This window comes from Azospirillum rugosum (assembly GCF_017876155.1).
Classification (GTDB): Bacteria; Pseudomonadota; Alphaproteobacteria; order Azospirillales; family Azospirillaceae; genus Azospirillum; species Azospirillum rugosum.
Map to the genome: position 1 here is coordinate 400,927 of NZ_JAGINP010000001.1, position 24,564 is coordinate 425,490.

Genomic DNA, 24,564 nt, shown 5'->3' on the forward strand with positions numbered 1-24,564 from the left:
GGCGCCGGGTCACCCGGTCGCCGGCACTGTCGATTCCCTCACTCCCGGACCACGTAGGTGTAGAAGCGGGTCGTCCCGTCGCTCTCCACCTCGCGGTAGAGCCCCTGGATCTCGTTGTCGAATCCGGGGAAGCGGTTGGCCCCGTCCTGGAAGACCTTCAGGTAGTCGATCATCGGCCGCGCCCGCTCGTCCAGCCGTTCGCCGGGAACGACGGTGGCGATGCCCGGCGGGTAGACGACGAACAGAGTCGTGGCGATCCGCCCCGCCACCTGGTCGATCGGCAGGTAGTCCACGTCGTTGCGCACGAGATGGCGCACCGCCTCGCGCGGGGGCATGACCATCTCCGGCAGGTGCTCCGGCCGGAACATGCGGCGCTGAAGGTCGCTGGTGCCGCGTTCCCGGTAGAAGGCGTGCATCGCGTTGCACAGGTCGCGCAGGCGGCGCCCGGCGTGATGCTTGGGCCGGCGCGCGACGAACTCCGGGATCACGTCCTCCAGCAGGGCGTTGTCGTCGTGCAGGCGCTTGAAGGCGACCAGCCCGCTCAGAAGCGTCCCCGCCTTGCTCGATTCCACACCCGGCGTCAGCAGGAAGAGGATGGAGTTCAGGTCGTTCTTCTCCGGCACGATCCGGTTCTCGCGCAGATACTGCGCCAGCACCGGCGCCGGGATGCCGTGCTCCTCGTAGGCGCCGGTCCGCCGGTCGAATCCGGGGGTCAGCAGCGTGAGCTTGTTCGGGTCGGTCATGGCGTAGCCGGGCTCCACCCGCCGGAAGCCGTGCCAGTCCGCACCCGGCGTCAGTTCCCAATAGCGGACGTCGGCGACCAGCGCGTCGGTCGGCACCTCCTCCCAGGCAACGTCCTCGCCGCTCACACTCACCCGGTCGGGCACGAAGGGGTCGAAGAACCAGCGGCGGGCGGGATCGCTCTCCCGCTCCTCGAACTCCTTGCGGATGGCGCGGATCTTCTTGCGCAGTTCGATGCCCAGCCGGATCGTGTCGTCCCACAGCACCTCGCCCGACCGGCCCTTCATCATCTGCGCGCCCACGTCCAGCGACGCGAACAGCGGGTAGAAGGGCGAGGTGGAGGCGTGCTGCAGGAAGGTCTCGTTGAAGCGGCGGTGCTCCACGCGGCGGCGCTGCCCCTTGATGTGGCTGTCCTTCACGTGGATCTGCGAGGCCTGGGAGAAGCTCGCCAGCTGCTTGTGCGTGGACTGCGTCGCGATGATGCCGGGGTGGCCGTCGTGCAGCCCCTCCAGCCCCATGGCGAAGCGGCCCTTGAACAGCGGGTGGAACTTCAGAAAGCCGGCCCAGGCCTCGTCGAACAGGATGTAGTCGCAGAGATGGCCGATCTTCGCCAGGATCGCCTCCGCGCTGTAGATGGTGCCGTCGTAGCTGCACTGCTGGATCACCGCGGCGCGGAAGGGCCGTTCCCGCTTCCAGGCATTCGGATCCTTGACCAGAGGGTTGCGGCGGATCTTCTCGCGGATGCGCTCCTCGTCCAGCGCCCCGGGGTCGATGGGGCCGATCAGGCCGTGGGCGTTGCGGTCGGTCTCCAGGAAGACCGGGATGCCGCCGCCGAGGAACAGGCTGCCGTGGTGGGCGGCCTTGTGGTTGTTGCGGTCGAACAGGACGAGGTCGTCCTCCGCCACCAGTGCCGACAGCACGATCTTGTTCGACGCCGACGTGCCGTTCAGCACGAAGTAGGTCCGCTCCGCCCCGAAGATGCGCGCCGCCTCCTTCTGCGCCTGGAGCGCCGGGCCCTCATGGACCAGCAGGTCGCCCATCTCCAGCACGGAATTGTCGATGTCGTCGCGGAACACGGCCTCGCCCAGATGCTCCACGAAGATGCGGCCGATGGGGCTGCGGCTGTAGAAGATGCCGCCGTTGTGGCCCGGGCAGGTCCACAGCTGGTTGCCTTCCTCCGCATAATCGACCAGCGCGCCGAAGAAGGGCGTCTTCAGCGTGTCGGCGTATTGCTTCAGCCGGCTGACGAGGTTCTTGGCGATGAACTCCGGCGTCTCCTCTGCCAGGAAGACGTAGCCGTCCACCTGGTTCAGCACGTCCACGGGAATGTTCTCCAGCCGCTGGCGGCGCACCAGTAGGATGATCGGCATCTCCAGCCCGCGGCGGCGGGCCAGCGCGATCAGCGACGCCGTCTTGCCGTCCAGCCCGCGCTTGCCCCAGTCCACCACCATGCAGCCGATGGCCGAATCCGTGCGGATGGCGAGTTCGGCGTCCTCCACCCGGCGGGCGCGGATCACCTCGAATCCCATCCGCTCCATCTCGGCGGTGATCTGCTGGAGGCGGATTCCTTCCAGCTCGTCGGCGTCGAAGGCCGGCGCGCAGACCAGGAACGTGAAGCGGCGGAAGAAATCCATGGGCCGGGGCTCCGGAAGGCTGAAAGGATGGGAACGGAAAGGACCGTCAGTCGCCGGCCTGGACGATGCCGCCCAGATGGTCGTCGGGCAGGGCCATATCGGACTGGCCGAGCGCCCGCTGCATGAAGACGCTGTCGGTCCAGCGCCCGAACTTGAAGCCGACCGACCGCAGGATTCCGGACTGGGTGAAGCCGCAGGCCTCGTGCAGGCGCAGCGAGGGCGTGTTGGCGCTGTCCACCACGGCGACCATCTGGCGGGCGCCGGCGGCGGCGCAGGCCTCGATCAGCGCGGGCAGCAGGCGGCGGCCGATGCCGCGGCCCTGGTGGTCCTTGTGGATGTAGATGGAATGCTCGACCGTGTAGCGGTAGGCCGGCCGCTTGCGGAACGGCGCCGCGTAGGCGTAGCCGAGAATCGCGCCGGCCTCCTCCGCGACGAGGTGCGGCAGCTTGCGCTTCAGCATCGCCTTGCGGCGGCGCTTCAGCTCCTCCGGGTGCAGGGGTTCGACGTCGAAGGGGCCCAGGCCGTGCTGGATATGGTAGCTGTAGATCGCCAGCATCGCCGCCACGTCCTCCTCGGTGGAAGGGCGGATGCTGATGGTCGGGAACGTGTCGGGCACCGGGTCCTTCCTCGCGCCAATGAGACGGCAACGCGCCGGACCCGGACCTTACTCCACAGCCATGACAGTCTTATGAAGGCGCTACCGCGTTCCGTACAAGCGGTCGCCGGCGTCCCCGATGCCGGGCAGGATGTAGCCGTTGGCGTCGAGCTTCTCGTCCACCGCCGCGGCGAAGACCGGCACGTCCGGGTGCTCGTCGTAGAAGGCGCGGAGGCCTTCGGGGGCGGCGACCAGCACGGCCAGCTTGATCGACGCGGCCCCGGCGTCCTTCAGCCGGTGCACCGCTGCGGCCGCGGTGCGGCCGGTGGCGAGGATGGGATCGACCAGGATGACCAGCCGCTCCTCGACGTCCTCCGGCACCTTGAAGAAATACTCGACGGGGGACAGCGTCTCCTGGTCGCGGTACAGGCCGATGTGGCCGATCCGGGCCGAAGGAAGCAGCGTGCGCATGCCGTCCAGCAGCCCCTGTCCCGCCCGCATGATGGCGACCAGGCACAGCTTCTTGCCCGTCAGCAGCGGCGCGTCGAAGCTGGTCAGCGGGGTTTCCACCGGACGCTCCTCGATCGGCAGGTCGCGCGTCAGCTCATAGCCCATCAGCTGCGCCAGTTCGCGCATCACCTCGTGGAACCGGGCGGTCGGCGTTTCCCGCCGCCGCAGCAGGGTCAGCTTGTGCTGCACCAAGGGGTGGTCGATGAGCGTGAGCGTCGGAATGGTCATGCGGGTCCTTTCCTGTTTCACACCCCTCTCCCGCCCCCGGCGGGAGAGGGGTTTAAACGCGCATCAAAAAACCGTACCGTCGCTGCGGATGCGGATCGGCGGGCCGCCGTCGGGGCGCAGGCGGCGGGCGATCACGCGTCCGGCCGTCCAGGTCCCGCCTTGCAGAACCTTGGCGAGCGGGAAGTCCTCCGCCGGCACGCCCAGCCGGTCGCGCACCGCGTCGGCGATGCGGTCGAGCAGGGCGACGGTCAGCGCGCGCCACTCCACCACCGCCTCGTCCCCGACCTCCAGCGGCTTCTCCAGGATGCGCTTGTCCTTCGGCACGAGCACGCCGGTGTCCACCAGAAGGCCGCCGTTGCGGTATTCCGGCAGGCCGGTCAGCCGGTCCAGCCCGGTGACGCGGATGCCCGCCTCCTCCAGCGGTTCCACCAGGGAATAGCTCAGCCACTGCGACAGCTTGTGGAAGGGCACCAGCCCGACCGCGGAATGGCGCCAGACGTCACCGAGATTCACGCCCTCCAGCTCGATCCGGCCCGGCCAGATCGGCCCGAGACCGCGCAGGACGGCGTCGAGGATCGCGGTGGCCGGAAGTTTGCCGCCTTCGGCCTGCCCCTTCAGCACGTCGTACAGGTTGCCGACGCGCCCGGGATGGCCGAACAGCGCGGGGGCGGAGGCCAGCGCGGCACCCAGCCGGCGCAGCAGCGCCGCCCGCCCCTCCAGCCCGACCAGCGGGTTGTCCTCCGTCACCTGGAAGCCGCGGGCCAGCGTGTCGGCGCCAAGCCGCGCCAGCGCCATGGTGTCCGTCCGCAACGGGTGGGCGGGATCGTCGGAAAAGGCGCCGGAGCGGAACAGGTCGAAGCTGGCGATGGCCAGCCCTTCCGACCGCGCCAGCACCGTCCCGCCGGAATCCAGGTACCGCCAGCGCTCCCCCGCCCCGGCGTCCAGCAGCACGCTGGTCACGGCAAGGTCGAAGCGGATGCGCGCCATTTCGTCAGGATCGCCCCCGATGGCCGGATCAAGCTTCCCGGCCAGGGCCGCCCAGCGGTCCACCCCCAGCACGACGAAATGCCGCCAGCGGCTGTGGTAGGGCACGGCGAGGTCCGGGTAGGCCTCCCGCGTGACCTGCGCCACGAGGTCGGCGGCGTCCGCCAGCCGCTTCGGCTTCAGCTCGAAATGGTCGAGCTTGCCGCGCTCGGCGTCGGCGAGCAGCGCGTGCGCACGCTCCCGCACCGCCTGGGCGGACAGCAGCCACGCCGCACTGTCCGTCCCCTTCGCGGCGTCCTTCGCGGCGCTCAATCCTTCAGCCCCCGGCCCTTGGCGGTTGCCAGTTCCTCCGCGGTCGGAACTGTGGGCGTGAAGTAGCCGGCGGCTTTCTTGGCGTCCATCTCCACCTTGGCGTCGTCGGGGATCAGCTCGTCGGGAATCGGGATCTGCTCGACGATCTCGATCCCGGCGCGGCGGATGGCGTCGGACTTCATGTTGCTCATCGACACCATGCGGTCGATGCGGGTGACGCCCAGCCAGTGGAAGATGTCGGGCATCAGCTCCTGGAAGCGCATGTCCTGCACGCCGGCCACGCACTCCGTCCGCTCGAAATAGGCGTCCGCCCGGTCACCGCCGGGCTGGCGCTTGCGCGCGTTGTAGACCAGGAACTTGGTCACCTCGCCCAGCGCCCGGCCTTCCTTGCGGTTGTAGATGACCAGCCCGACGCCGTTCTCCTGCGCGGTGCGGATGCACTCCTCGATGCCGTGGGTCAGGTAGGGGCGGCAGGTGCAGATGTCCGACCCGAACACGTCGGATCCGTTGCACTCGTCGTGGACGCGGCAGGCGACCTTGCGCGCCGGGTCGGTGATGGCCGCGACGTCGCCGAAGATGTAGATGGTGTGGCCGTTGATCGGCGGCAGGAAGACCTTCAGGTCGGGCCGCGTCACCAACTCCGGGAACATGCCGCCGGTATGCTCGAACAGGCCGCGGCGCAGCGCGCTCTCCGCGATGTCGAAGCGCTTGGCGATGCCGGGCAGGAACCACACCGGCTCGATGGCGACCTTGGTGACCTTGGCGTCGCCGCTCTCCAGCAGGATCGACCCGTCGGCGGACAGCCGGCCTGCCTTCATCGCGTCCATCAGTTCCGGCATCTTGATGCGGGCCTTGGTGACGGCGACGGTCGGCCGCACGTCCACGCCGCGCTCCAGATGGTCGCCGAACAGCTCGCTGACCATGTGGCCGAACGGGTCCATGGAGACGATCTTGTCCGGGTCGAACCACTGCGGGTGCGGGCCGATCGCCTCGGCCGGCGATGTGTTCGTCAGGTCCGGCACATGGTAGGCGCTGAGCTGTCCGGCCGCGACCGCCAGCGCGCGGTAGACGGCGTAGCTGCCGGCGTGCGCGCCGATGGAGTTGCGGTGGGCCGGGTCGGACAGCGAGGCCACCACCGGTCCGCGCTCCGCGGCCGTGGCCGCCCCCCAATGGACCGGTGTATAGCGCGGCTTTGCGCCACCGGGATGCGAGGCGAGAACGATGTGTCTCTGCGGCTGATTGCGACGGCTCTCCATCCGGACGCCCCTCGATGCCTCTCCACCGCGACAGTCTGACACAGCCGGGTTCCGTTGCACCATCAAAACCACAGGGCAAAACCACAGGGCAAAACCATCGGCAGAATCCGGAGGATCGTCCTATGACCCACGCCAGGGCTCCGAATCCAGGTTAACGAGTGGAGAGGCCCAGGATTGAGGCGAGATAGCGGGCATCCCATGCCGCGGCCTTGCGTCTGAGCTTGATGCTCTTTTTGTCGGTTACGGCGCGGACGAGGTTGATGGCGAAGTGGCGGACGACGACCATGTTTTTGGCGCCGTGCCCGGTGCGCAGCCGGGCTTGATCCTCGCCGAAGACGACGTCGAGCACCCAGTGGAGCCGGTTTTCGATGCCCCAGTGACCGCGCACCGCGTCGGCCGCCGCTTGCGCGGTCAGGGCGGCGGAGGAGATGTAGTAGCGGGTGTCGGTGCGGCAGCGGTCCTTGAGTTCGGTGCGCGAACAGACTTTGACGATGGTCGTGGCGCCGGGAAGGCGCAGTTCGCCCGGAAACCGGCGGTCTCCGGCCAGCCAGTCGGTCTCGCGGCTGATCCAGACTGTGCGCTCCTCGATACGGCCATGGCCCTTGTCGAGGTCGCTGGCGACGCAGACGGCCTCCGCCGGAGCCGTGGCGAAGTAGGCCTCGATCTCCGCGCGCAGGGTCGGTTGGTTGGCCTTCACCGCCAGCAGGTAATGCGCCCCGGCCGCGGTGATGGCGCCGGCGATCGTCGCGTTGCAGGCCATCGCGTCGATGGACACCGTTGCACCCGTCAGGCCGCCGTTGGCTGACAGGCGCTCCAGCAGGACCGGAATGGCGGTGATCTCGTTGGATTTGTCGCTGACCGCTTCCTGGCCGAGCACCAGACGCGCCGTGGTGGCGAAGGCGGACACCAGGTGCACCGGTGCTTGGCCATGGCCCCGGTCATGGCTGCGCCGCGATGTCTTGCCGTCGATGGCGACAAATTCGGGCCGCTCGGGCCATGTCGCGCGCACCCAAGCGGTAAAGCAACTCGAAAACAGCCCCGGATCGATCCGGTTCATCAGCAGCGTCAGCCAACGGCCCCCCGGCACGCCATGATGATAGGGCAGCATCTCTCGAAGGAATGGCAGATGCGCTTCCCCCCAGGCGGCGATGTGATCGTAATCGTCACAGTCTGCGATCGTGCCGCACACCACCAGCAGCAACACCTCCGGCAACGGGTGCGCCACCCGCCAGGGCTCGCGGGGATCATCGATCACCGAAAAATGGTCGAGCAAGGCACGAAGGCGCGACTTCTCACCAAAAACCGAAGCGGGCTCGGGCATCTCGGCTTCTCCGAATCAGGGCCATCCAGAGAATCACGCTTCGCGCAAGCCGTAAACCAGCGTTAACCTAAGTTCGGAGCCCTGTGACCCACGCGCGTGTGATTTACGCCGGTGGCCAATGCGTGCTTGTATAGTGCGCCCTTTCGCATCCGACCGCCCGCGGTGACCATGACCGGCTCGTTCCTGCCCACCCTGTCCGCCTTCTCGCTGGAGGGCAAGGTCGCCCTGGTGACCGGCTCCGGACGCGGGCTGGGGCTGGAGATTGCCCGCGCGCTCAGCGGCGCCGGCGCGCATGTCCTGCTGAACGGCCGCGACGCGGAACGGCTGGAGGCCCGCGCCGCCGACCTCCGGGCCGCGGGCGGCGCGGCGTCCGTCCTGGCCTTCGACGTCGCCGACCGCGCGGCGGTGCGCGACGCCTTCGCCCGCATCGCGCGCGACCACGGCGGGCTGGACGTGCTGGTGCAGAATGTCGGCCAGCGCAACCGCAAGCCCTTGGCCGACTTCACCGACGCGGAAATCGGGGCGCTGCTGGACGTCGACCTGTCCTCGGCCCTGATCCTGGCGCGGGAGGCGGCGCGGCTGATGCTGCCGCGCGGGTCCGGGCGGCTGATCACCGTCACCTCGATCGCCGGCGGGCATGTCGCCAAGGCGAACGACGCGGTCTACAGCGCCGCCAAGGCCGGGCTGACCGGCATGGTGCGCGCGCTCGCCGTCGAATACGGCCCGCAGGGGCTGACCAGCAACGCTATCGCCCCCGGATTCTTCGCCACGGAGACCAACGCGGGAATCACCGGCGATCCGGCGGCGTCGGCCTATTTCGAGAACCGCACGCCGCTGCGCCGCTGGGGCCGGCCGGAGGAGATCGCCGGGGCGGCCGTCTTCCTGGCATCATCCGCGGCGTCCTACGTCAACGGCCATGTGCTGGTGGTGGACGGCGGCGCCACGGTGCAGATGTAGGCACCCGCGTCCCTGCGATCTCACGCCCCCGGCAGCATTCGGCTCAGCACCTCGTCGCGCAGCACGAAGCGGTGGTAGAGCGCCCCCAGGATGTGCAGCCCCGCGGCGGCCAGCAGCGCGTAGCTCAGCACCACATGGATGTCCCCCGCCGACCGGCCGAGGGACGATCCTTTCTCCACCAGCGGAAACAACGGGACGACCTGGAACAGGGTGATGGACCAGCCGCGGGCCGACGCGTTCATCCAGCCGAGCAGGGGCACGAGGATCAGCAGCAGGTAGAGAAGCCAGTGGATGGCCGACGACGCGGCGTTCTGCCACCCGGGCAGGCCGGCGGGCGGCGGCGGAACGGCATGGGTGATCCGCCAGACCAGCCGCAGGAGGAGCAAGGCCAGGATCACGGCGCCGAAGGACAGGTGCAGGTTGATCAGCGTTTCCGGCTGCATGTCGCGGCGGATGTCCGGCATCGTCCAGCCGATCGCGTACTGCACGATCAGCAGCAGAACGATGACCCAGTGCAACCCCACCGCAAAGGTCGTATAGCCGTCGAACTCCCGGCCTTGCTCGTGGATGGCACGCTGCATCGGCTCCTCCCTATCGGGTGGGCATGTATTCCGCGCCGGAGCACCGACCAGCCCCGGACACAGGCTTATTCGGGAGAGGGTCGCTGAAACCCTGCGAAGGTGGCGAGCGTCCGCAGCGTGCCATCCAGGCGTTCCACCCTACGCCTTGCCGATCTCGATCTTCTTCCCGGACCGCCGGCTCGTCTCCGCCTTCGGTAGGGTGACCGTCAGCAGGCCGTTCTTCATCGTCGCCGCGATGCGGTCCTGGTCCACGTTGGCGGGCAGCCGGAAGGAGCGCGCGCAGACGCCGTAGCGCCGTTCGGAGAAATAGCGGTTGCCGCCCTTCTCCTCCGTCTCCTCGCGCTTCTCGGCCCGGATCGACAGGACGTCGTCCTGGACGCTGATGTCGACGGATTGCTCGTCCATCCCGGGCATTTCCATGGTCACCCGGTATTCGCCTTCGCGCTCCTCCACCTCGGCCGGGGGTGCGAAGGCCATGCGCTCCATGTCCGAGCGCAGCAGCGGTTCAAGGTCGAAGGGGGAGCGCCGGTTCCACGGGAACCGGAACATGGACGACGCCTCGTCGAACAGCCGGTCGAACTCGTCGCGCAAGGTAAGGAGGGGATGCCGGTTGCGCTCGGCCATCGCGCGGGCGGCGGCGCCTGTGGAGGTGCCCGTGGAGGCGACGTCCTTGCGTCCCTCCTCCGGCGTGGACGTCATGCCCTGTTTGGGTTTGTCCGTCGCGTTCGCTTCAGCCATGGGGTCCTCCTGTTTCTTGTGATGGCGGATGTCCCGGAACGGGTATCGCGCCAATCCCACGGACGCGCGTTAACCTGGATTAAGCGCCCCGCGGCGAAGCTGCCGGTGGACTTGCCGGCGGATGGTCCTACCTCTTGGGTGGGCCAAACCAGGCCCGCTGGACATCCAGACCAGAGGTGCTTCCATGGAGACATCGGAAACGGAGGCGGTCGCCTCCCTGCGTCATCGGCATGCCGAACTTGAAGCCCAGCTTCACGCCGAGTATGCCCGCCCGAGACCCGACGACATGACCCTGAAGCGTCTTAAGCTGGAAAAGCTCTACGTGAAGGAGCAGATCGATCACGAAAGGCTCCACTGACCGGCGCCGACCGTGGAAGTTGGGCCGCTCCGCGACGGGGCGGCCCATTTCATATCGCCATTCCGCAGGCGGATCGTTCCGGACCCAGGTCATTCCGGTTTTGAATCATTCGGGCGCGCGCAGGCGGTAGCCGACCCCGGTCTCGGTCATGATGTGCCAGGGCCGTTCCGGGTCCGGCTCGATCTTCTGGCGCAGCTGGCGGATGTAGATGCGCAGGTACTGCACGTCGGTCTCGCCGCCCCAGACCTCCTTCAGGATGAAGCGGTGGGTCAGCACCTTGCCGGCGTGGGCAACCAGCAGCCGCAGCAGGTCGTATTCCCGCGGCGACAGCTTCACCTCGTTCCCCCGCACCGTGACGATGCGGCGGACCAGATCGACCGTCAGGTCGCCGCTGCGGAACAGCGGCCGTTCGCCCTGCTGCTGCAGGCGGTGGCGCATGGCCGTGCGGATGCGGGCCAGCAGCTCGTCCATGCCGAAGGGCTTGGTCACATAGTCGTCGGCGCCGAGGTCCAGCGCCTCCACCTTGCCGGCCTCGTCCACCCGGCTCGACAGCACGATGATCGGCGCCGTCACGCCGTCGCCGCGCAAACGGCGGATCACCTCCAGCCCGTCGATGGCCGGCAGGCCGAGATCCAGCACCAGCAGGTCCGGCGGCCGGCGCCGCATCTCCTCCAGCGCCTTGGCGCCGTCCTCCGCCTCCGTGACGTCGTAGCCCTGCGCGGTCAGGCTGGTGCGCAGGAAGCGGCGGAACGGCGGCTCGTCATCGACGACGAGCACGCGCAGCGGCATGGACTCCGACCTCATTCCGCAGCCTCCTCGTCGATGCGCGCCAGCTCCGCCGCCGCCGGGATGGACAGCGTGAAGACGGCGCCCCGGCGGTCGGTGCGGTTGCCGGCGACGATGGTTCCCCCCATCGCCTCGACGAAGCCGCGGCAGATGGCGAGGCCGAGCCCGGTCCCCGCCCGCTGCCGGTCCTGGGCGTGGACCCGGTAGAACTTGTCGAAGATCCGCTCCACGTCAGCCCCAGGGATCCCGTCCCCTTCGTCCAGCACCTCGATGCGCACCCGGCCGTTCTCCTGATGAGCCCTGACGTCGATCCGCGACCCAGCGGGCGCGTATTTCGCCGCGTTGTCCAGCAGATTGAACAGCACCTGCTCGAACAGGACGGAGTCGACCTCCAGCATCGGCAGGTCGGCGGCCAGATCCACCTCCACCGTGTGGCCGGCCAGAATCTTGCCCGCCCGCTCCAAGGCGCTGCCCACCAGCTCCGCCAGATCGACCGGGCTGGTGCGCGGGCGGATCGCCCCAGACTCCAGCCGCGTCATGTCCAGCAGGTTGGCGATGAAGCGGTTCAACCGCTCCGCCTCCTCCTGGATGGTGGAGGCGAGATCCCGGCGCGACTCCTCGTCCAGCATCGGCCCGTAGCTGGTCAGGCTGGTCGCCGAACCGAGGATGGAGGCCAACGGCGTGCGCAGGTCGTGCGAGATGGAGGTGAGGAGGGCTGAGCGCAGCCGCTCCGTCTCCGCGGCCAGCCGCGCCCGGTCCACGTCCTCCGCCAGGTTGACCCGCTCGATGGCCAGCGCCGCCTGGTCGATCAGCGCGTCCAGCAGGCGGCGCTCGTCCGGTGTCAGCAGGGCGCCGGGACGGCCGGTGTCGATGCCGGTCACGCCGACGGCACCACGTCCCGTGCGCATGGGCAGGAACAGCCACTTGGCCCCCGGCAGCGTGTCGGCGCCACGTCCGGCGGGGCGGTTGTTTTCCCACGTCCATGTCGCGGCGGCGAGGTCGGCGTCCTCCAGGATGTCCTCCGGCGGGTAGCCGGCGCGCACCTCAACGCTGTTCCCGTCCGGCAGCAGCAGGACCACATGCACCTTCAGCATCGCCGCGATCTGGTAGGCGGTTGCCCACAGCAGGTCGTCCATGGTGACGACGCCGGCCAGCTTGCGGCTGAACTGGTACAAATCCTCCGTCGTCTTGGCGCGCCGGCGCGCGGCGACGGCCTGGGCGCGGACGCGCGCGGTCAGATTGCTGGCGATCAGCGCGACCACGGCGAAGAAGAACAGCGCGACGATGTTCTCCGGCTCGGTGATCGTGAAGGTGTAGAGCGGCGGCAGGAAGAAGTAGTTGAAGGCCAACACGCTGATCAGGCTGGCGTAGAGCGAGGGCAGCAGACCGCCGGTGACGGCGCTGGTCAGCACCGCGGTCAGGAAGACCAGCGCCACGTTGCTGAGGCCCAGCACCTGTTGCAGCACCTTGCCGACCACCAGCGCCGCCGCGACCCATCCGGTGCTGGCGAGGTAGGGCCACCACTCGACCGCCGGGGCGCGCCGCGGCGCCGTCCGCACCGTCTTCGGCGGGATCGGGCCGCCGGAATCGCCGGCGATGACGTGCACGCTGATGTCGCCCGCCCGGCGGATCAGGGCGGACGCGACCGACCCGTGCAGAAGCTCCGCCCAGCGCGGCCGGCTCGACTTGGCGATGACGATGTGCGTGACGTTGTTGGCGCGGGCGTAGTCCACCACCGTGTCGGCCACGTCGCGGCCCGGCACCGTCACCGCCTCGCCGCCCAGCTTCTCCACCAGCCGCAGCGCGTCGGCGATGCGGTCGCGCTCCACCTCGCTGAGGCGCAGCGCGTGGGTCGTCTCCACATGGATCGCCGTCCAGTGGGCGCGCAGCCGCTCCGCCTGCCGGCGCGCGTAGCGGACGACGGCGGCGCAGCTCGGATGCTCGTTGACGCAGACCAGGAGGCGCTCCCCGGCCGCCCAGGGCCCGGCGATGGCGTGGGCCTGCATGTGGGTCAGCAGCTGGTCGTCAACCCGCTGCGCGGTCAGGCGCAGCGCCAGTTCGCGGAGCGCCGTCAGGTTGCCGGCGGAGAAGTAATGCCGGATCGCCCGCTCCGCCGTGCGCGGGACATAGACCTTCCCCTCCTTCAGGCGCTGGATCAGGTCTTCCGGCGTGATGTCGATGACCTCGATGTCGTCGGCGCGGTCCACAATGGAGTCCGGCACCGTCTCCCGCACGCGGACGCGGGTGATCTTGGCGACGACGTCGTTCAGGCTTTCCACATGCTGGATGTTCAGCGTGGTGTAGACGTCGATCCCCGCGGCGAGCAATTCCTCGACGTCCAGATAGCGCTTGGCGTGCCGGCTGCCGGGCGCGTTGGTGTGGGCCAGCTCGTCCACCAGCACGACCCGCGGACGCCGATTGAGGATGGCGTCCAGGTCCATCTCGTCCAGCCGGCGGTCCTTGTACTCGACGTGGCGGCGCGGGATCACCTCCAGCCCGGCGAGCAGCGCTTCCGTGTCCTTGCGGCCGTGGGTCTCGACCACGCCGACCACGATGTCGACGCCGTCCCGCCGCTTGGCCTGGGCGGTCGTCAGCATCTCGTAGGTCTTGCCGACGCCGGGTGCTGCGCCGAGGAACAGCTTCAGCCGGCCACGCTCCTCCCGCGCCGCCTGGCGCAGCAGCGCCTCGGGCGAGGGACGGGCGGGGTCGGGGCGGTCGCTGGGCATGGGATGTGTGGTTTCTTCGTCGGAGGTTTTGCCCCCACCCTAACCCTCCCCCGCTGCGCAGGGGAGGGAACTGCCGCAGGCTCCGCAAACAGGCCCTCCCCCGCCCAGCGGGGGAGGGAGGGACCCGCGGAGCGGGAGGGTGGGGGCAAGTCGTTGCTACACTTCAGCTAATGCTTCCCCGCAGCCTCGTCCAGGGCAAGGTTCAGCCGCAGCACGTTCACCACGGGATCGCCCAGGATCCCCAACGCGGGCGTCTCCGTGTGCTCCGCAACAACCCGCCGCACCGCCTCCTCCGTCATTCCCCGGCCCCGGGCGACCCGCGGCACCTGGAAGTCGGCGGCGGCGGGCGACAGGTGCGGGTCAAGGCCGCTGCCGGAGGTGGTCACCAGGTCGACCGGCACGGGCGCGCCGGGATTCCCCGCCTTCAGCGCCTCCGCATCAGCCTGCACCCTCTCGGCCAACGCCTTGGAGGTGGGCCCGAGGTTGGAGCCCATGGAGTTGGCGGCGTTGTAGGGCTGGGCCACCGACTTGGCCGGATCGGCCGGGTCCGGACCGGTGGTCGCCGAGGGCCGCGGGTGGAAATAGGCATCATGGGTGAAGCCCTGCCCGATCAGCGCCGACCCGATCACCGTTCCGTTCCGCTCGATCAGGCTGCCGTTGGCCTGATGCGGGAACACGGCTTGGGCAATGCCGGTGACGGCCAGCGGGTAGGCGAGCCCGGTGATGACCGTCAATGCTACGATCATCACGAAGGCGGGGCGCAGTTCCTTGATCATGACGAATGTCCTTTTTGTCCGCCGTTCAGACGAGGCCGATGGCGTTGACGATCAGGTCGATCGCCTTGATGCCGGCAAAGGGAATGACGATGCCGCCCAGCCCGTAGACCAGCAGGTTCCGGCGCAGCAGGCTGGCCGCTCCCACCGGGCGGTAGCGCACGCCGCGCAGGGCAAGCGGGATCAGCGCGACGATGACAAGCGCGTTGAAGATGATCGCCGACAGGATGGCGCTCTCCGGGCTCGCCAGCCCCATGACGTTCAGGGCGCCCAGCTGCGGGTAGAAGGCCAGGAACATGGCGGGGATGATGGCGAAGTACTTCGCCACGTCGTTGGCGATGGAGAAGGTGGTCAGCGCGCCGCGCGTCATCAGCAGCTGCTTGCCGATCTCCACGATCTCGATCAGCTTGGTCGGGTCGCTGTCCAGATCCACCATGTTGCCGGCCTCGCGCGCCGCCATGGTGCCGGTGTTCATCGCCACCCCGACGTCGGCCTGGGCCAGGGCGGGCGCGTCGTTGGTGCCGTCGCCGCACATGGCGACCAGCTTTCCCTTGGCCTGCTCGTCGCGGATCAGCTGCAGCTTCGCCTCCGGCGTCGCCTGGGCCAGAAAGTCGTCCACGCCGGCCTCCGCGGCGATGGCGGCGGCGGTCATCGGGTTGTCGCCGGTGATCATCACCGTCTTGATGCCCATCTGGCGGAGTGCGGCGAAGCGCTCGCGGATGCCGCCCTTGACCACGTCCTTCAGATGGATGACGCCGAGCAGCCGCCCGTCCCGCGCGACGGCCAGCGGCGTGCCGCCGGCCTTGGCGACGCGCTCCGCGATTGCCGTCACCTCGCGTTCCGCCGCGTCGGCCAGCGCGTTCGGGCGGATCGCCGCGACGGCACCGCCGCGGCTTGCGGCGACCGTTGGTCCCGCACCCCGCACATGGGCGAGCACCGCATCGACCGCCCCCTTGCGGATCGCGGACCCGTCGGCGTCGATGCCGCTGATGCGGGTCTGCGCCGAGAAGGGGATGAAGTGCGCGTGCCGGTCGGCCATGTCCCGGCCGCGGATTCCGTACTTCTCCTTCGCCAGCACCACGATGGAGCGCCCCTCCGGCGTCTCGTCGACCAGGGAGGCGAGCTGCGCGGCGTCGGCGAGGTCGCGCTCCGCCACGCCGGACACGGGCAGGAACTCCGACGCCTGGCGGTTGCCCAGCGTGATGGTGCCGGTCTTGTCGAGCAGCAGCGTGTCCACGTCGCCCGCCGCCTCCACCGCGCGGCCGGACATGGCCAGCACGTTGAAGCGGACGAGGCGGTCCATGCCGGCGATGCCGATGGCCGACAGCAGCGCGCCGATGGTCGTCGGGATCAGCGTCACGAACAGCGCCACCAGCACCAGCACGCTGACCGAACCGCCGGCGTAGGCGACGAAGCTGGGGATCGTCGCCACCGCGATGACGAAGATGATCGTCATGCCGGCCAGCAGGATGTTCAGCGCGATCTCGTTCGGCGTCTTCTGCCGCTGCGCGCCTTCCACCAGCGCGATCATGCGGTCGAGGAAGGTGGAGCCGGGCGCCGCGGTGATGCGCACCTTGATCCAGTCGGAGATCACTTGCGTGCCGCCGGTGACCGCGGACCGGTCGCCGCCGCTCTCGCGGATCACGGGGGCGGATTCGCCGGTGATGGCCGCCTCGTTGACGGAGGCCACGCCCTCCACCACCTCGCCGTCCGACGGGATCAGGTCCCCGGCCTCCACCAGCACGAGGTCGCCGGTCTTCAGCCGGGTGGCCGGCACGGTCTGCCAGCGGTCGGTGCCGCCCTCACCGTTGTTTGGCAGGAGCTTGGCGTTCGTCTCCGTCTTGGTCTTGCGCAGGCTGGCCGCCTGGGCCTTGCCGCGCCCTTCCGCCACCGCCTCCGCGAAGTTCGCGAACAGCAGCGTGAACCACAGCCAGACGACGATCTGCACCGCGAAGCCGATGTTGCCGGCCCCGGTCGCGAGATCGCGCAGCAGGAGCAGCGTGGTCAGCGCCGCCACCGCCTCGACACAGAACATGACCGGGTTGCGGACCATCAGCCGTGGGTCGAGCTTACGGACCGAATCTCCCAGCGCCGGCACCAGGATGGCCGGGTCGAGCATGGTCGAGGCCGACGACCGGCGGCCGGTTTTCTTTTGGGATTCCATGGTTGGATCGCCCCGATCAGAAGAGGGTGCCGGCGTTCATCGCCAGATGCTCGACCACGGGGCCGAGGGCGAGGGCCGGGAAGAAGGTCAGGCCGCCGACGATCAGGATCACGCCGACCAGCAGGCCGACGAACAGCGTGTCGTGGGTCGGGAAGGTGCCGGCCGACGCGGCGGCGCGCGTCTTGGCGGCCAGCGATCCGGCGATGGCCAGCATCGGCACGATCACGAAGAAGCGCCCGACCAGCATGCCCACGGCGAGCGTCAGGTTGTACCAGAGCGTGTTGCCCGTCAGCCCGGCGAAGGCGCTGCCATTGTTCGCCGCCGCCGAGACGTAGGCGTAGAGCGCTTCCGAGAAGCCGTGCGGCCCGGCGTTCGCCATGCTCGCCGTGCCGGTGTCCAGCACCACGGCTAAGGCCGTCCAGCCCAGCATCATCACGGGCAGGCAGAGCACGGCGAGCATGGTCATCTTGACCTCCTTCGCCTCCAGCTTCTTGCCCAGATACTCCGGCGTGCGCCCGACCATCAGGCCGGCGACGAACAGGGCGATGATGGCGAACAGCAGCATGCCGTAGAGGCCAGCGCCAACACCGCCGATGATGATCTCGCCCAGCATCATGTTGATCATCGGCACCATGCCGCCCAGCGGCATGAAGCTGTCGTGCATGGCGTTGACCGCACCGCAGGAGGCGGCGGTGGTCACCACGGCGAACAGGGCGGATGCCGCGATGCCGAAGCGGGTCTCCTTCCCCTCCATGTTGCCGGCCGCCGTGTCGATGCCCAGCGCGGTCAGCGCCGGGTTTCCCTGCGCCTCCGCCCAATAGGCCAGCGTCACCCCCAGGAAGAACAGCACGCCCATGGCGGCCAGGATGGCCCAGCCCTGGCGCTCGTCCCCGACCATGCGGCCGAACAGGTTGGTCAGCCCGGCGCCCAGCGCGAAGATGGACAGCATCTGGATGAGGTTGGTCAGCGCGGTCGGGTTCTCGAAGGGGTGGGCGGAGTTGGCGTTGAAGAAGCCGCCGCCGTTGGTGCCCAGCATCTTGATCGCCTCCTGCGAGGCGACGGGGCCGAGCGCGATGGTCTGCTTGGCGCCTTCCAGCGTGGTCGCGTCCACAGCGGCGCCCAGCGTTTGCGGCACGCCCTGCCAGACCAGGAACAGCGCAACGACGAAGGACAGCGGCAGCAGGACGTAGAGCGTGCAACGCGTCAGGTCGACCCAGAAGTTGCCGACCGTGCGGCAGCCCGCGCGGGCGAAGCCGCGCACCAGCGCGACGGCCAGCGCGATGCCCGTGGCGGCGGACACGAAGTTGTGCACCGTCAGCCCGGCCATCTGCACGAAATAGCTCATCGTGCCTTCGCCGCCGTAGTTCTGCCAGTTGGTGTTGGTCGTGAAGCTGGCGGCGGTGTTGAAGGCGAGGTCGGCGGGCACCGCCGCCATGCCCTGCGGATTGAAGGGCAGCAGCCCCTGCACCCGCTGCATCCCATAGAGCAGCAGCATGCCGGCGAGGTTGAACAGCAGCATGGCAACCGCGTAGGTCACCCAGTGCTGCTCGGTCTTTTCGTCCACGCCGGCCAGCCGGTACAGGCCGCGCTCGACGGGGCGGAGCACCGGCGACAGCAGCGTGCGCTCGCCGGTGAAGACGCGCGTCATGAAACCGCCGAGCGGTCGCGCGACGGCGGCGACCAGGGCGGCGAACAGGAGGATCAGGATCCAGCCGTTGACGGTCATCGGGGGCTCCTCAGAACCGTTCCGGGTGGATCAGGGCGTAGACGAGATACGCCAGCAGGCCGGCGGCCACGAGGCCGCCCAACGCGTAATCGAGGGTCGCGTAATCGAGGATCATGTTTCATGTCCTCACAATCGGTCGCAGGCGTGCACATAGGCGATCGCCCCGGCGAAGAAGGCCGCGGTGATCGCCAGCATGATGATGTCCAGCATGGTTGCTCTCCTGACGGCGTCCCGAGCCACAGCTTTGCGGCTGCGGCGGAACGCGCGTTAAACTGGATCAAGCGCGGACGCGGCACCGCGCGTCCGTCACGGTCGGAGGATGCGCCACCGGCGCGTATAGATTCGAGGTGGCGCGCCGGGGCGTCGCCATATGGGCGGCGTATATGCCGGGACGCCCCGGTCAGAGGCCGAAGGCGTCCAGCAGCACCGTCGCCGCACAGGCCAGGGTGAGGAAGACGGCGACCACGACCCCGATCTCCCCGAACACGTCGCCGGGTGTGGGCACCGGGCCGGTCGTCCCGGACCCGGTTGCGGGCCAAGCGGGAAGCACGGAAGCCTGGCCCTTGATCGCACTGCGGTTCGTCCGATGCGATGCCGTGGAGTGTGGAAGCATGGTCGCCATCCCCTTCCTGGGTTCACGGGACCGGCGGTGCAAAGCCGCCGGTGTCCGTTCCCTCAAGAAAAGGGCGGAGAGCCGTATAAAAGCGATGGGGCGGCTGGGGCCGCCGGCATATACGCCGCGGCTATGGGCCGGCCGTGTCGACGGCCGCGGCCCGGAGCCCTTCGTCGAGTTCCTGAAGCAGAACCGCGGCGCGTCGATCGCCCGCATGGCCGGCGCCCATCCGGCGGACGCGGACGGAACGCTCACCGTGGTCGAGGCGGAGCGGAGCGCGTCACCACAGCATCAGCACGAGGATCTGCGGCGCCAGGATGCGCAGGCACATGGCAAGCGGGTAGACGGTGGCGTAGGCCAGCGCCGGCGCCTCCGACACGGCGACCGCGTTGGCGTAGGCGAGGCCCGGCGGGTTGGTCTGCGCCCCCGTCAGCAATCCGCAGATGGTCAGGAAGTTCAGCTTCAGCACGCCGCGCGCCAGCAGGCCGGTGACGACCAGCGGAATGGCGGTGACCAGCACGCCCCAGGCCATCCAGGGCAGCCCCGCCCCGCTCGCCAGCGTGTCGACAAAGCGGGCGCCCGACGCGATGCCCAGCACGCCGAGGAACAGCACGATGCCGATCTCCCGCAGCGCCTGATTGGCGGCCGGCGGCATGAACCACACCAGCGGCCCCAGGTGCCCCAGCCGCGCCAGGAGGATCGCCACGATCAGCGGCCCGCCGGCCAGCCCCAGCCGCAGCGGCGCCGGCATGCCCGGCAGGAACAGCGGGATCGAGCCGACGATCGCCCCCAGCGCGATGCCCAGGAACATCGGCACCATCTCCACCTGCTGAAGGCGGCGCGGCGAATTGCCGATCAGCTGCGCCACCGACGACAGACCGGCCGGGCGGCCGATCACCGTCAGGATGTCGCCGAATTGCAGCTTCAGCGCGTCGTTCGGCACCAGCTCCACGCCGGCCCGGTTCACCCGGCTGACCACCACGCCATAGAGGCCCTGGAGGTTCAGCGCGGCGATCGGCCGGCCCAGCACCGCGTTGCCGGTGACCACCAGCCGCTCCCACTTCAGGTCGGTGCCCTTGGTGGTCAGCGTCACGCCCGATTCTTCACCCAGCAGCCGGCACAGCTCCTCCAGCTTCGGGCGAGGCCCCACGAGATGGACGACGTCGCCCACCTGCAACACCGTCTCCGGCTTCGGCGCCACCAGCGTGCCGTCGCGCAGCAGCCGCGAGGCGACCACGCCCAGGCTGGGCAGGGTCGACAACCGGCGGAGTTCCAGCCCGTCGATTCTGGGGTTGCGGATGGCGACGTCCATGGTGTGCAGCTCCGCCAGTTCCCGCCGCCGCTCCGCGTCGAAGGCCTGCGCCTCGCGCTGAGGGTCGATGCGGAAGACGATGCGCACCAGCGCCATGGTCAGCAAGTTGCCGACGATGCCGAAAGGATAGGTCACCGCGAAGGCGAGGCCCGGCAAAACCATCACCGAGGCGTCCGCCCCCACCTCCGTCAGCACCTGCTGCGTGGCGGCCAGCGCCGGGGCGTTGGTGACGCCGCCGGCGAAGACGCCCAGCGTCACCCCCAGCGGCAGCGCGCCGCTGACCGCCAGCATCGCCGACACCGCGACGCTCAGCACCACCATCAGCAGCGCCAGCGCGTTCAGCTTCAGGCCCGACGCGCGCAACGCCGCGAAGAAGCCGGGGCCGACCTGGATGCCGATGGTGTAGACGAACAGGATCAGCCCGAAGTCGCGGATGAAGTCCATCATCTCCGCGTTGAAGCTGATCCCCGTCACGTTGGCGACGTGCCCGCCGGCGATGCCGGCGAACAGCACCCCGCCGATGCCCAGCCCCACACCGCGGATGCGGATGTGCCCCAGCGCCAGCCCGGCCGCGGAGACCACGCCCAGCATGAAGACCACCCGCGCGATGGGCGGCATCGCGACGAGCAGGTTGGTGATGACGTCCATTTCAACTCACCTTCATTCAGCTCAGGCGGACCCCGACCCCCCAACCCACGAATTCCACGCCCGCCGCCTCGAAGGCACGCCGTCGGCGTACGGCCGCCGACCAAGGTCGCCCAGGCTCCAGTCCAGGAGATTGCAGGCCATGCGGCACTGTTCGGGTGTCATGCCGGCCTCAGACCTCCTCGGCGACCATGTCGATGGCGCCGCACGGGCATTCCGCGGCGCACACGCCGCAGCGCCGCGTTGGGCAGCGGCCGGCCGACGTGCAGCCGCGCCATGTCGCTGGCGGGCACGCTCCGCGGGTCCTGGATGATGATCGCGTCGGGCTCCATGATCGGCTCGCGCAGCCGGATCTCCCGGTCGGAGATGCGGCAGAAGGAGACGACCGGCGCGCCGGTGCGCTCCGACCCGAAGCTGGGATAGACCTGCGCGTGGCGGTCACCACCCCCTGCCCTCCCCGGCCATGGATGCGAACCTGAAACATCGCGTGAGTCCTCAAGCGAGCGCGAAACACCGGTCGGCCTTGCCCGGACATCGAACAGCGGAAGCACCGAACGGTCAGGCGAACCAAAGGCCGATGGTCATCAGTCCGAGCACAAGGGTGGCGCGGAGCAGAAACTGGGTTTCCAGAACGGAATCGGTCATTGCTTTTCCATGCTGCGGAGCGAACGGTGGGCCGCCCGTCTTCCGGGAACGCAATTCCTCCTGAACCGTTGGTCGGTTCCGTTCCTGCATACTAATATATTAGATTCGCAAGCAAGGAAGATCCGACCGTCGTACCGGCAAAGGACAAAATGTCGCGCTTGGTTGGAGGGGCTAAGGCCCGGCGCTGCAATCGCAATTGCCTCAGCATCCAACTCGCCCTCTTGCAACAACGTTCAATCTAATATACTAGTATATATAGCGCTCCAATCTCGGCGGACTCACGGCCAGTCCGGGCATACCAAGCTTCGTCCACGAGCGCGGCAGTCATTGCGGAAACGGAGCAAGGTCGGGTTTCCCAGGGCAAGGGCGAGAGGCGGCCACAGCGGGCCGCCTCTCCCTCTTTCCGATACCAACGCGTTGCGCTTCCTGATTTTCCGTGCCCTACGGCACCTGCGACACATCGCCCTATCGACGATTGATAACCATTCGCAACACCATGCCGTCGCCGTGGCAGTCCGCCATCCTTTCGGACTCCGGCTGTCTTCAGGTGCCATCATGACCCTCCCATCCCCGTCCGATGGGGATCTCCGCCTCCACCAGCTTCGCAAAGGCCAGCCGGCCACCGTGACCGGCGTCGATGAGTCCGTCGTCGTCACCACCCTGCCCGCCGGGGAACTGGAACGGCGCATGATCGAAATGGGCCTCGTCGAAGGTTCCCGCGTGGTGATCCTGCACGAAGGGTTCCCCGGCCGCGATCCCATCGCCATCCGCGTCAACGAGCACACCCTGGCGCTCCGCCGGGCCGAGGCCCGCGCCGTGCGCGTGGCCCCCCTGGCCTGAGGCCCGGCCACACACCCCGAAAATTCAAGGAGACCGGCCATGTCGGTCCAGGCATCCGCCGCCCAACCTCCGCGCATCGAGCCGCCGCGCATCGCGCTGGTCGGCAACCCCAACTGCGGCAAGACCGCGCTGTTCAACGCGCTCACCGGCTCCCGCCAGAAGGTGGCGAACTACCCAGGCGTGACGGTGGAGCGGAAGACCGGCCACGCCGTCAGCCCGCTCGGCCGCCGCGTGCAGGTGATCGATCTGCCCGGCACCTACAGCCTGCGCGCCCGTTCCCCCGACGAGGAGGTGACGCGCGACGTCGTGCTCGGCCGCTTCGCGCACGAGGAGGGGCCGGACGCGCTGGTCTGCGTCGCCGACGCCACCAACCTGCGTCTGAACCTGCGGCTGGTGATCGAGCTGAAGCGGCTCGGCCGCCCGATCATCCTGGCGCTCAACATGATGGACGCGGCCGACAAGCGCGGCTGCCGCATCGACGTGGCAACCCTGTCCGCCATGCTCGGCGTGCCGGTGGTGCCGACCGTCGCCATCCGCAGCGGTGGCGTCGCCGGCCTGCTGAACCAGATCGACCGGACGGTCGCGTCCGCATTCGAGTGCGCGGAGCCTTGTTCCTGGAGCGAGCCATCCTCGCGCGACCTGCGTGCCTACCACCAGGAGGTGGAGTCGATCCTCGCCCGCTGCGTGACCGACGCCGGCCTGCCGCCGCTGGCGACGCAGCGCGTGGACACGATCCTGCTGCACCCGGTCTTCGGGCTGCTCTTCCTGTTCGCGGTCCTGTTCCTGATGTTCCAGGCGGTGTTCGCCTGGGCGGCGGCCCCGATGGAGTTGATCGACGGCGCCATCGGCGGGGTGAAGGACTGGGTCGACACAACCCTGCCCGACGGCGCGTTGCGCAGCCTGCTGACCGACGGAATCATCGCCGGCGTCGGCAGCGTCGTCATCTTCCTGCCGCAGATCCTGGTGCTGTTCTTCTTCATCCTGGTGCTGGAGGCGACCGGCTATCTCGCCCGCGCCGCCTTCCTGCTGGACCGGCTGATGGGCGGGGTCGGGCTGCACGGGCGCGCCTTCATCCCGCTGCTGTCCAGCTTCGCCTGCGCGGTGCCCGGCGTCATGGCCGCGCGCACCATCGAGAACCGGGCCGACCGGCTGGCGACCATCATGATCGCGCCGCTGATGACCTGCTCGGCCCGCCTGCCCGTCTACACGCTGCTGATCGCCGCCTTCGTGCCGGACAAGCCGGTGCTGGGCGGGATGGTCGGGCTGCCGGGGCTGGTCATGTTCGCGCTCTACGCGGCGGGCATCCTGTCGGCCCTGTCCGTGGCCTTCGTCCTGAAGCGCACCGTCTTCAAAGGCGCGCGCGAGCCGCTGCTGATGGAGCTTCCGGCCTATCGCCTGCCCAACCCGCGCGACATCGCACTCGGCCTGTTCGAGCGGGCGAAGGTCTTCCTGACGCGGGCCGGCACGACGATCTTCGCGCTGATGATCGTCATGTGGTTCCTCGCCAGCTTCCCCGGCGCCCCGGCGGACGCGACGGAGCCGGCCATCCACTACTCCGCCGCCGGCATGATCGGCCACGCGCTGGAGCCGCTGCTGGCCCCCATCGGCTTCCCCTGGCAGATCGCCGTGGCGCTGGTGCCGGGAATCGCGGCGCGGGAGGTCGCGGTGGGCGTGCTGGGCACCATCTACGCGCTGAGCGGCAGCGGCGAGGCGCTGCACGCCTCCCTCGCCGGCGCGCTAGCGGAATCCTGGAGCCTGCCGACCGCGCTCGCCCTGCTCGCCTGGTACGTCTTCGCCCCGCAATGCCTCGCGACCCTGTCGGTCGTGCGGCGCGAGACGAACGGCTGGTTCTGGCCGGCCGTGATGTTCGCCTACATGATCGCGCTCGCCTACGGCGCGGCCTTCGTGGTCTTCCGCGTCGCCTCCGGCCTTCTGTGACGGAGGGGACAGCCATGGGACAAGACCTGATCGTGTACCTGATCGTCGCGCTGGCCGCGGGCTGGCTCGCGCGGCGCTTCCTACCGACCCTCCGGCGAACAACGAAGCCGGATCCGGCGCCGAACCCCTGTGGCCGCTGCACCGGCTGCGGCCCGAACGGCGGGGGCGGCTGCCACTGATT

21 protein-coding genes are annotated in these 24,564 nt (G+C 69.1%); 5 read left to right on the plus strand and 16 right to left on the minus strand.

Annotation, left to right across the window (positions count from 1 at the left end; translation table 11 throughout):
• Positions 1–38: 38 nt before the first annotated feature.
• The 6 genes from J2851_RS01900 to J2851_RS01925 all read right to left on the minus strand — a co-directional run bounded on the left by J2851_RS01900 (position 39) and on the right by J2851_RS01925 (position 7,581).
• On the minus strand, positions 39–2,375 hold the full coding sequence (locus J2851_RS01900) for an Orn/Lys/Arg family decarboxylase (protein WP_209762998.1): 2,337 nt from the start codon (positions 2,373–2,375) through the stop codon (positions 39–41).
• Between the two features lie 46 nt (positions 2,376–2,421).
• A complete protein-coding gene (locus J2851_RS01905) occupies positions 2,422–2,991 on the minus strand; it encodes a GNAT family N-acetyltransferase (protein ID WP_209762999.1) in 570 nt (189 codons plus the stop codon).
• Positions 2,992–3,072: 81 nt separating this feature from the next.
• The gene (gene upp / locus J2851_RS01910) at positions 3,073–3,708 is read right to left on the minus strand and encodes a uracil phosphoribosyltransferase (protein ID WP_209763001.1); all 636 of its coding nucleotides are present in this window, start codon (positions 3,706–3,708) and stop codon (positions 3,073–3,075) included.
• Between the two features lie 63 nt (positions 3,709–3,771).
• Positions 3,772–5,004, minus strand: a complete 1,233-nt coding sequence (locus J2851_RS01915) for a URC4/urg3 family protein (protein WP_209763003.1) — start codon at positions 5,002–5,004, stop codon at positions 3,772–3,774.
• On the minus strand, positions 5,001–6,260 hold the full coding sequence (locus tag J2851_RS01920; protein ID WP_209763005.1) for a GTP cyclohydrolase II: 1,260 nt from the start codon (positions 6,258–6,260) through the stop codon (positions 5,001–5,003). The genes J2851_RS01915 and J2851_RS01920 overlap by 4 nt, the downstream gene beginning before the upstream one ends.
• 151 nt (positions 6,261–6,411) lie before the next feature.
• Positions 6,412–7,581: an ISAs1 family transposase gene (locus tag J2851_RS01925; RefSeq protein ID WP_209763007.1), complete on the minus strand. Its 1,170-nt coding sequence runs from the start codon at positions 7,579–7,581 to the stop codon at positions 6,412–6,414.
• Between the two features lie 168 nt (positions 7,582–7,749).
• On the opposite strand from J2851_RS01925, the gene J2851_RS01930 reads away from it, so the two are divergent.
• Positions 7,750–8,538 (plus strand): SDR family oxidoreductase, encoded by a 789-nt coding sequence (locus tag J2851_RS01930; protein ID WP_209763009.1) that lies wholly within the window; start codon positions 7,750–7,752, stop codon positions 8,536–8,538.
• A 20-nt stretch (positions 8,539–8,558) separates the two neighbouring features.
• Here J2851_RS01930 and J2851_RS01935 read toward each other — a convergent pair whose 3' ends face one another.
• Complete coding sequence (locus J2851_RS01935) at positions 8,559–9,119, minus strand: cytochrome b (protein ID WP_209763011.1); 561 nt, start codon at positions 9,117–9,119, stop codon at positions 8,559–8,561.
• Positions 9,120–9,257: 138 nt separating this feature from the next.
• Entirely contained in the window at positions 9,258–9,857 is a 600-nt protein-coding gene (locus J2851_RS01940) for an Hsp20/alpha crystallin family protein (protein WP_209763013.1), read from the minus strand.
• A gap of 184 nt (positions 9,858–10,041) precedes the next feature.
• On the opposite strand from J2851_RS01940, the gene J2851_RS01945 reads away from it, so the two are divergent.
• Positions 10,042–10,215, plus strand: coding sequence for a YdcH family protein (locus tag J2851_RS01945; RefSeq protein WP_209763015.1), 174 nt, complete (start codon positions 10,042–10,044; stop codon positions 10,213–10,215).
• Positions 10,216–10,320: 105 nt separating this feature from the next.
• Here the strand turns inward: J2851_RS01945 and J2851_RS01950 are convergent, their stop codons facing one another.
• The 8 genes from J2851_RS01950 to J2851_RS36645 form a co-directional block, all read right to left on the minus strand.
• Positions 10,321–11,019, minus strand: coding sequence for a response regulator (locus J2851_RS01950; protein ID WP_281415951.1), 699 nt, complete (start codon positions 11,017–11,019; stop codon positions 10,321–10,323).
• Positions 11,016–13,727 carry a sensor histidine kinase gene (locus J2851_RS01955; RefSeq protein ID WP_209763017.1) on the minus strand — a complete coding sequence of 904 codons (2,712 nt, stop codon included), beginning with the start codon at positions 13,725–13,727 and terminating at the stop codon, positions 11,016–11,018. Before J2851_RS01955 ends, J2851_RS01950 begins: the two co-directional genes overlap by 4 nt.
• Before the next feature lie 167 nt (positions 13,728–13,894).
• A complete protein-coding gene (locus J2851_RS01960) occupies positions 13,895–14,503 on the minus strand; it encodes a K(+)-transporting ATPase subunit C (RefSeq protein WP_209763020.1) in 609 nt (202 codons plus the stop codon).
• Between the two features lie 25 nt (positions 14,504–14,528).
• Positions 14,529–16,664, minus strand: a complete 2,136-nt coding sequence (gene kdpB / locus J2851_RS01965; protein WP_209763022.1) for a potassium-transporting ATPase subunit KdpB — start codon at positions 16,662–16,664, stop codon at positions 14,529–14,531.
• A 16-nt stretch (positions 16,665–16,680) separates the two neighbouring features.
• Positions 16,681–18,390: a potassium-transporting ATPase subunit KdpA gene (gene kdpA, locus J2851_RS01970; protein WP_209763024.1), complete on the minus strand. Its 1,710-nt coding sequence runs from the start codon at positions 18,388–18,390 to the stop codon at positions 16,681–16,683.
• Between the two features lie 10 nt (positions 18,391–18,400).
• The gene (gene kdpF / locus J2851_RS01975; protein WP_209763026.1) at positions 18,401–18,505 is read right to left on the minus strand and encodes a K(+)-transporting ATPase subunit F; all 105 of its coding nucleotides are present in this window, start codon (positions 18,503–18,505) and stop codon (positions 18,401–18,403) included.
• Between the two features lie 778 nt (positions 18,506–19,283).
• Positions 19,284–20,963, minus strand: coding sequence for a putative transporter (locus J2851_RS01980; RefSeq protein ID WP_246500348.1), 1,680 nt, complete (start codon positions 20,961–20,963; stop codon positions 19,284–19,286).
• Positions 20,964–21,121: 158 nt separating this feature from the next.
• Positions 21,122–21,511: a 2-oxoacid:acceptor oxidoreductase family protein gene (locus J2851_RS36645; RefSeq protein ID WP_370881305.1), complete on the minus strand. Its 390-nt coding sequence runs from the start codon at positions 21,509–21,511 to the stop codon at positions 21,122–21,124.
• 649 nt (positions 21,512–22,160) lie between these two features.
• On the opposite strand from J2851_RS36645, the gene J2851_RS01990 reads away from it, so the two are divergent.
• The 3 genes from J2851_RS01990 to J2851_RS02000 are packed head-to-tail and all read left to right on the plus strand — an operon-like array spanning position 22,161 to position 24,562.
• The gene (locus tag J2851_RS01990) at positions 22,161–22,445 is read left to right on the plus strand and encodes a FeoA family protein (protein WP_209763029.1); all 285 of its coding nucleotides are present in this window, start codon (positions 22,161–22,163) and stop codon (positions 22,443–22,445) included.
• A 39-nt stretch (positions 22,446–22,484) separates the two neighbouring features.
• Positions 22,485–24,383 carry a ferrous iron transporter B gene (gene feoB, locus J2851_RS01995; protein WP_209763031.1) on the plus strand — a complete coding sequence of 633 codons (1,899 nt, stop codon included), beginning with the start codon at positions 22,485–22,487 and terminating at the stop codon, positions 24,381–24,383.
• Positions 24,384–24,397: 14 nt separating this feature from the next.
• On the plus strand, positions 24,398–24,562 hold the full coding sequence (locus J2851_RS02000; RefSeq protein ID WP_209763033.1) for a FeoB-associated Cys-rich membrane protein: 165 nt from the start codon (positions 24,398–24,400) through the stop codon (positions 24,560–24,562).
• Positions 24,563–24,564 lie beyond the last annotated feature (2 nt).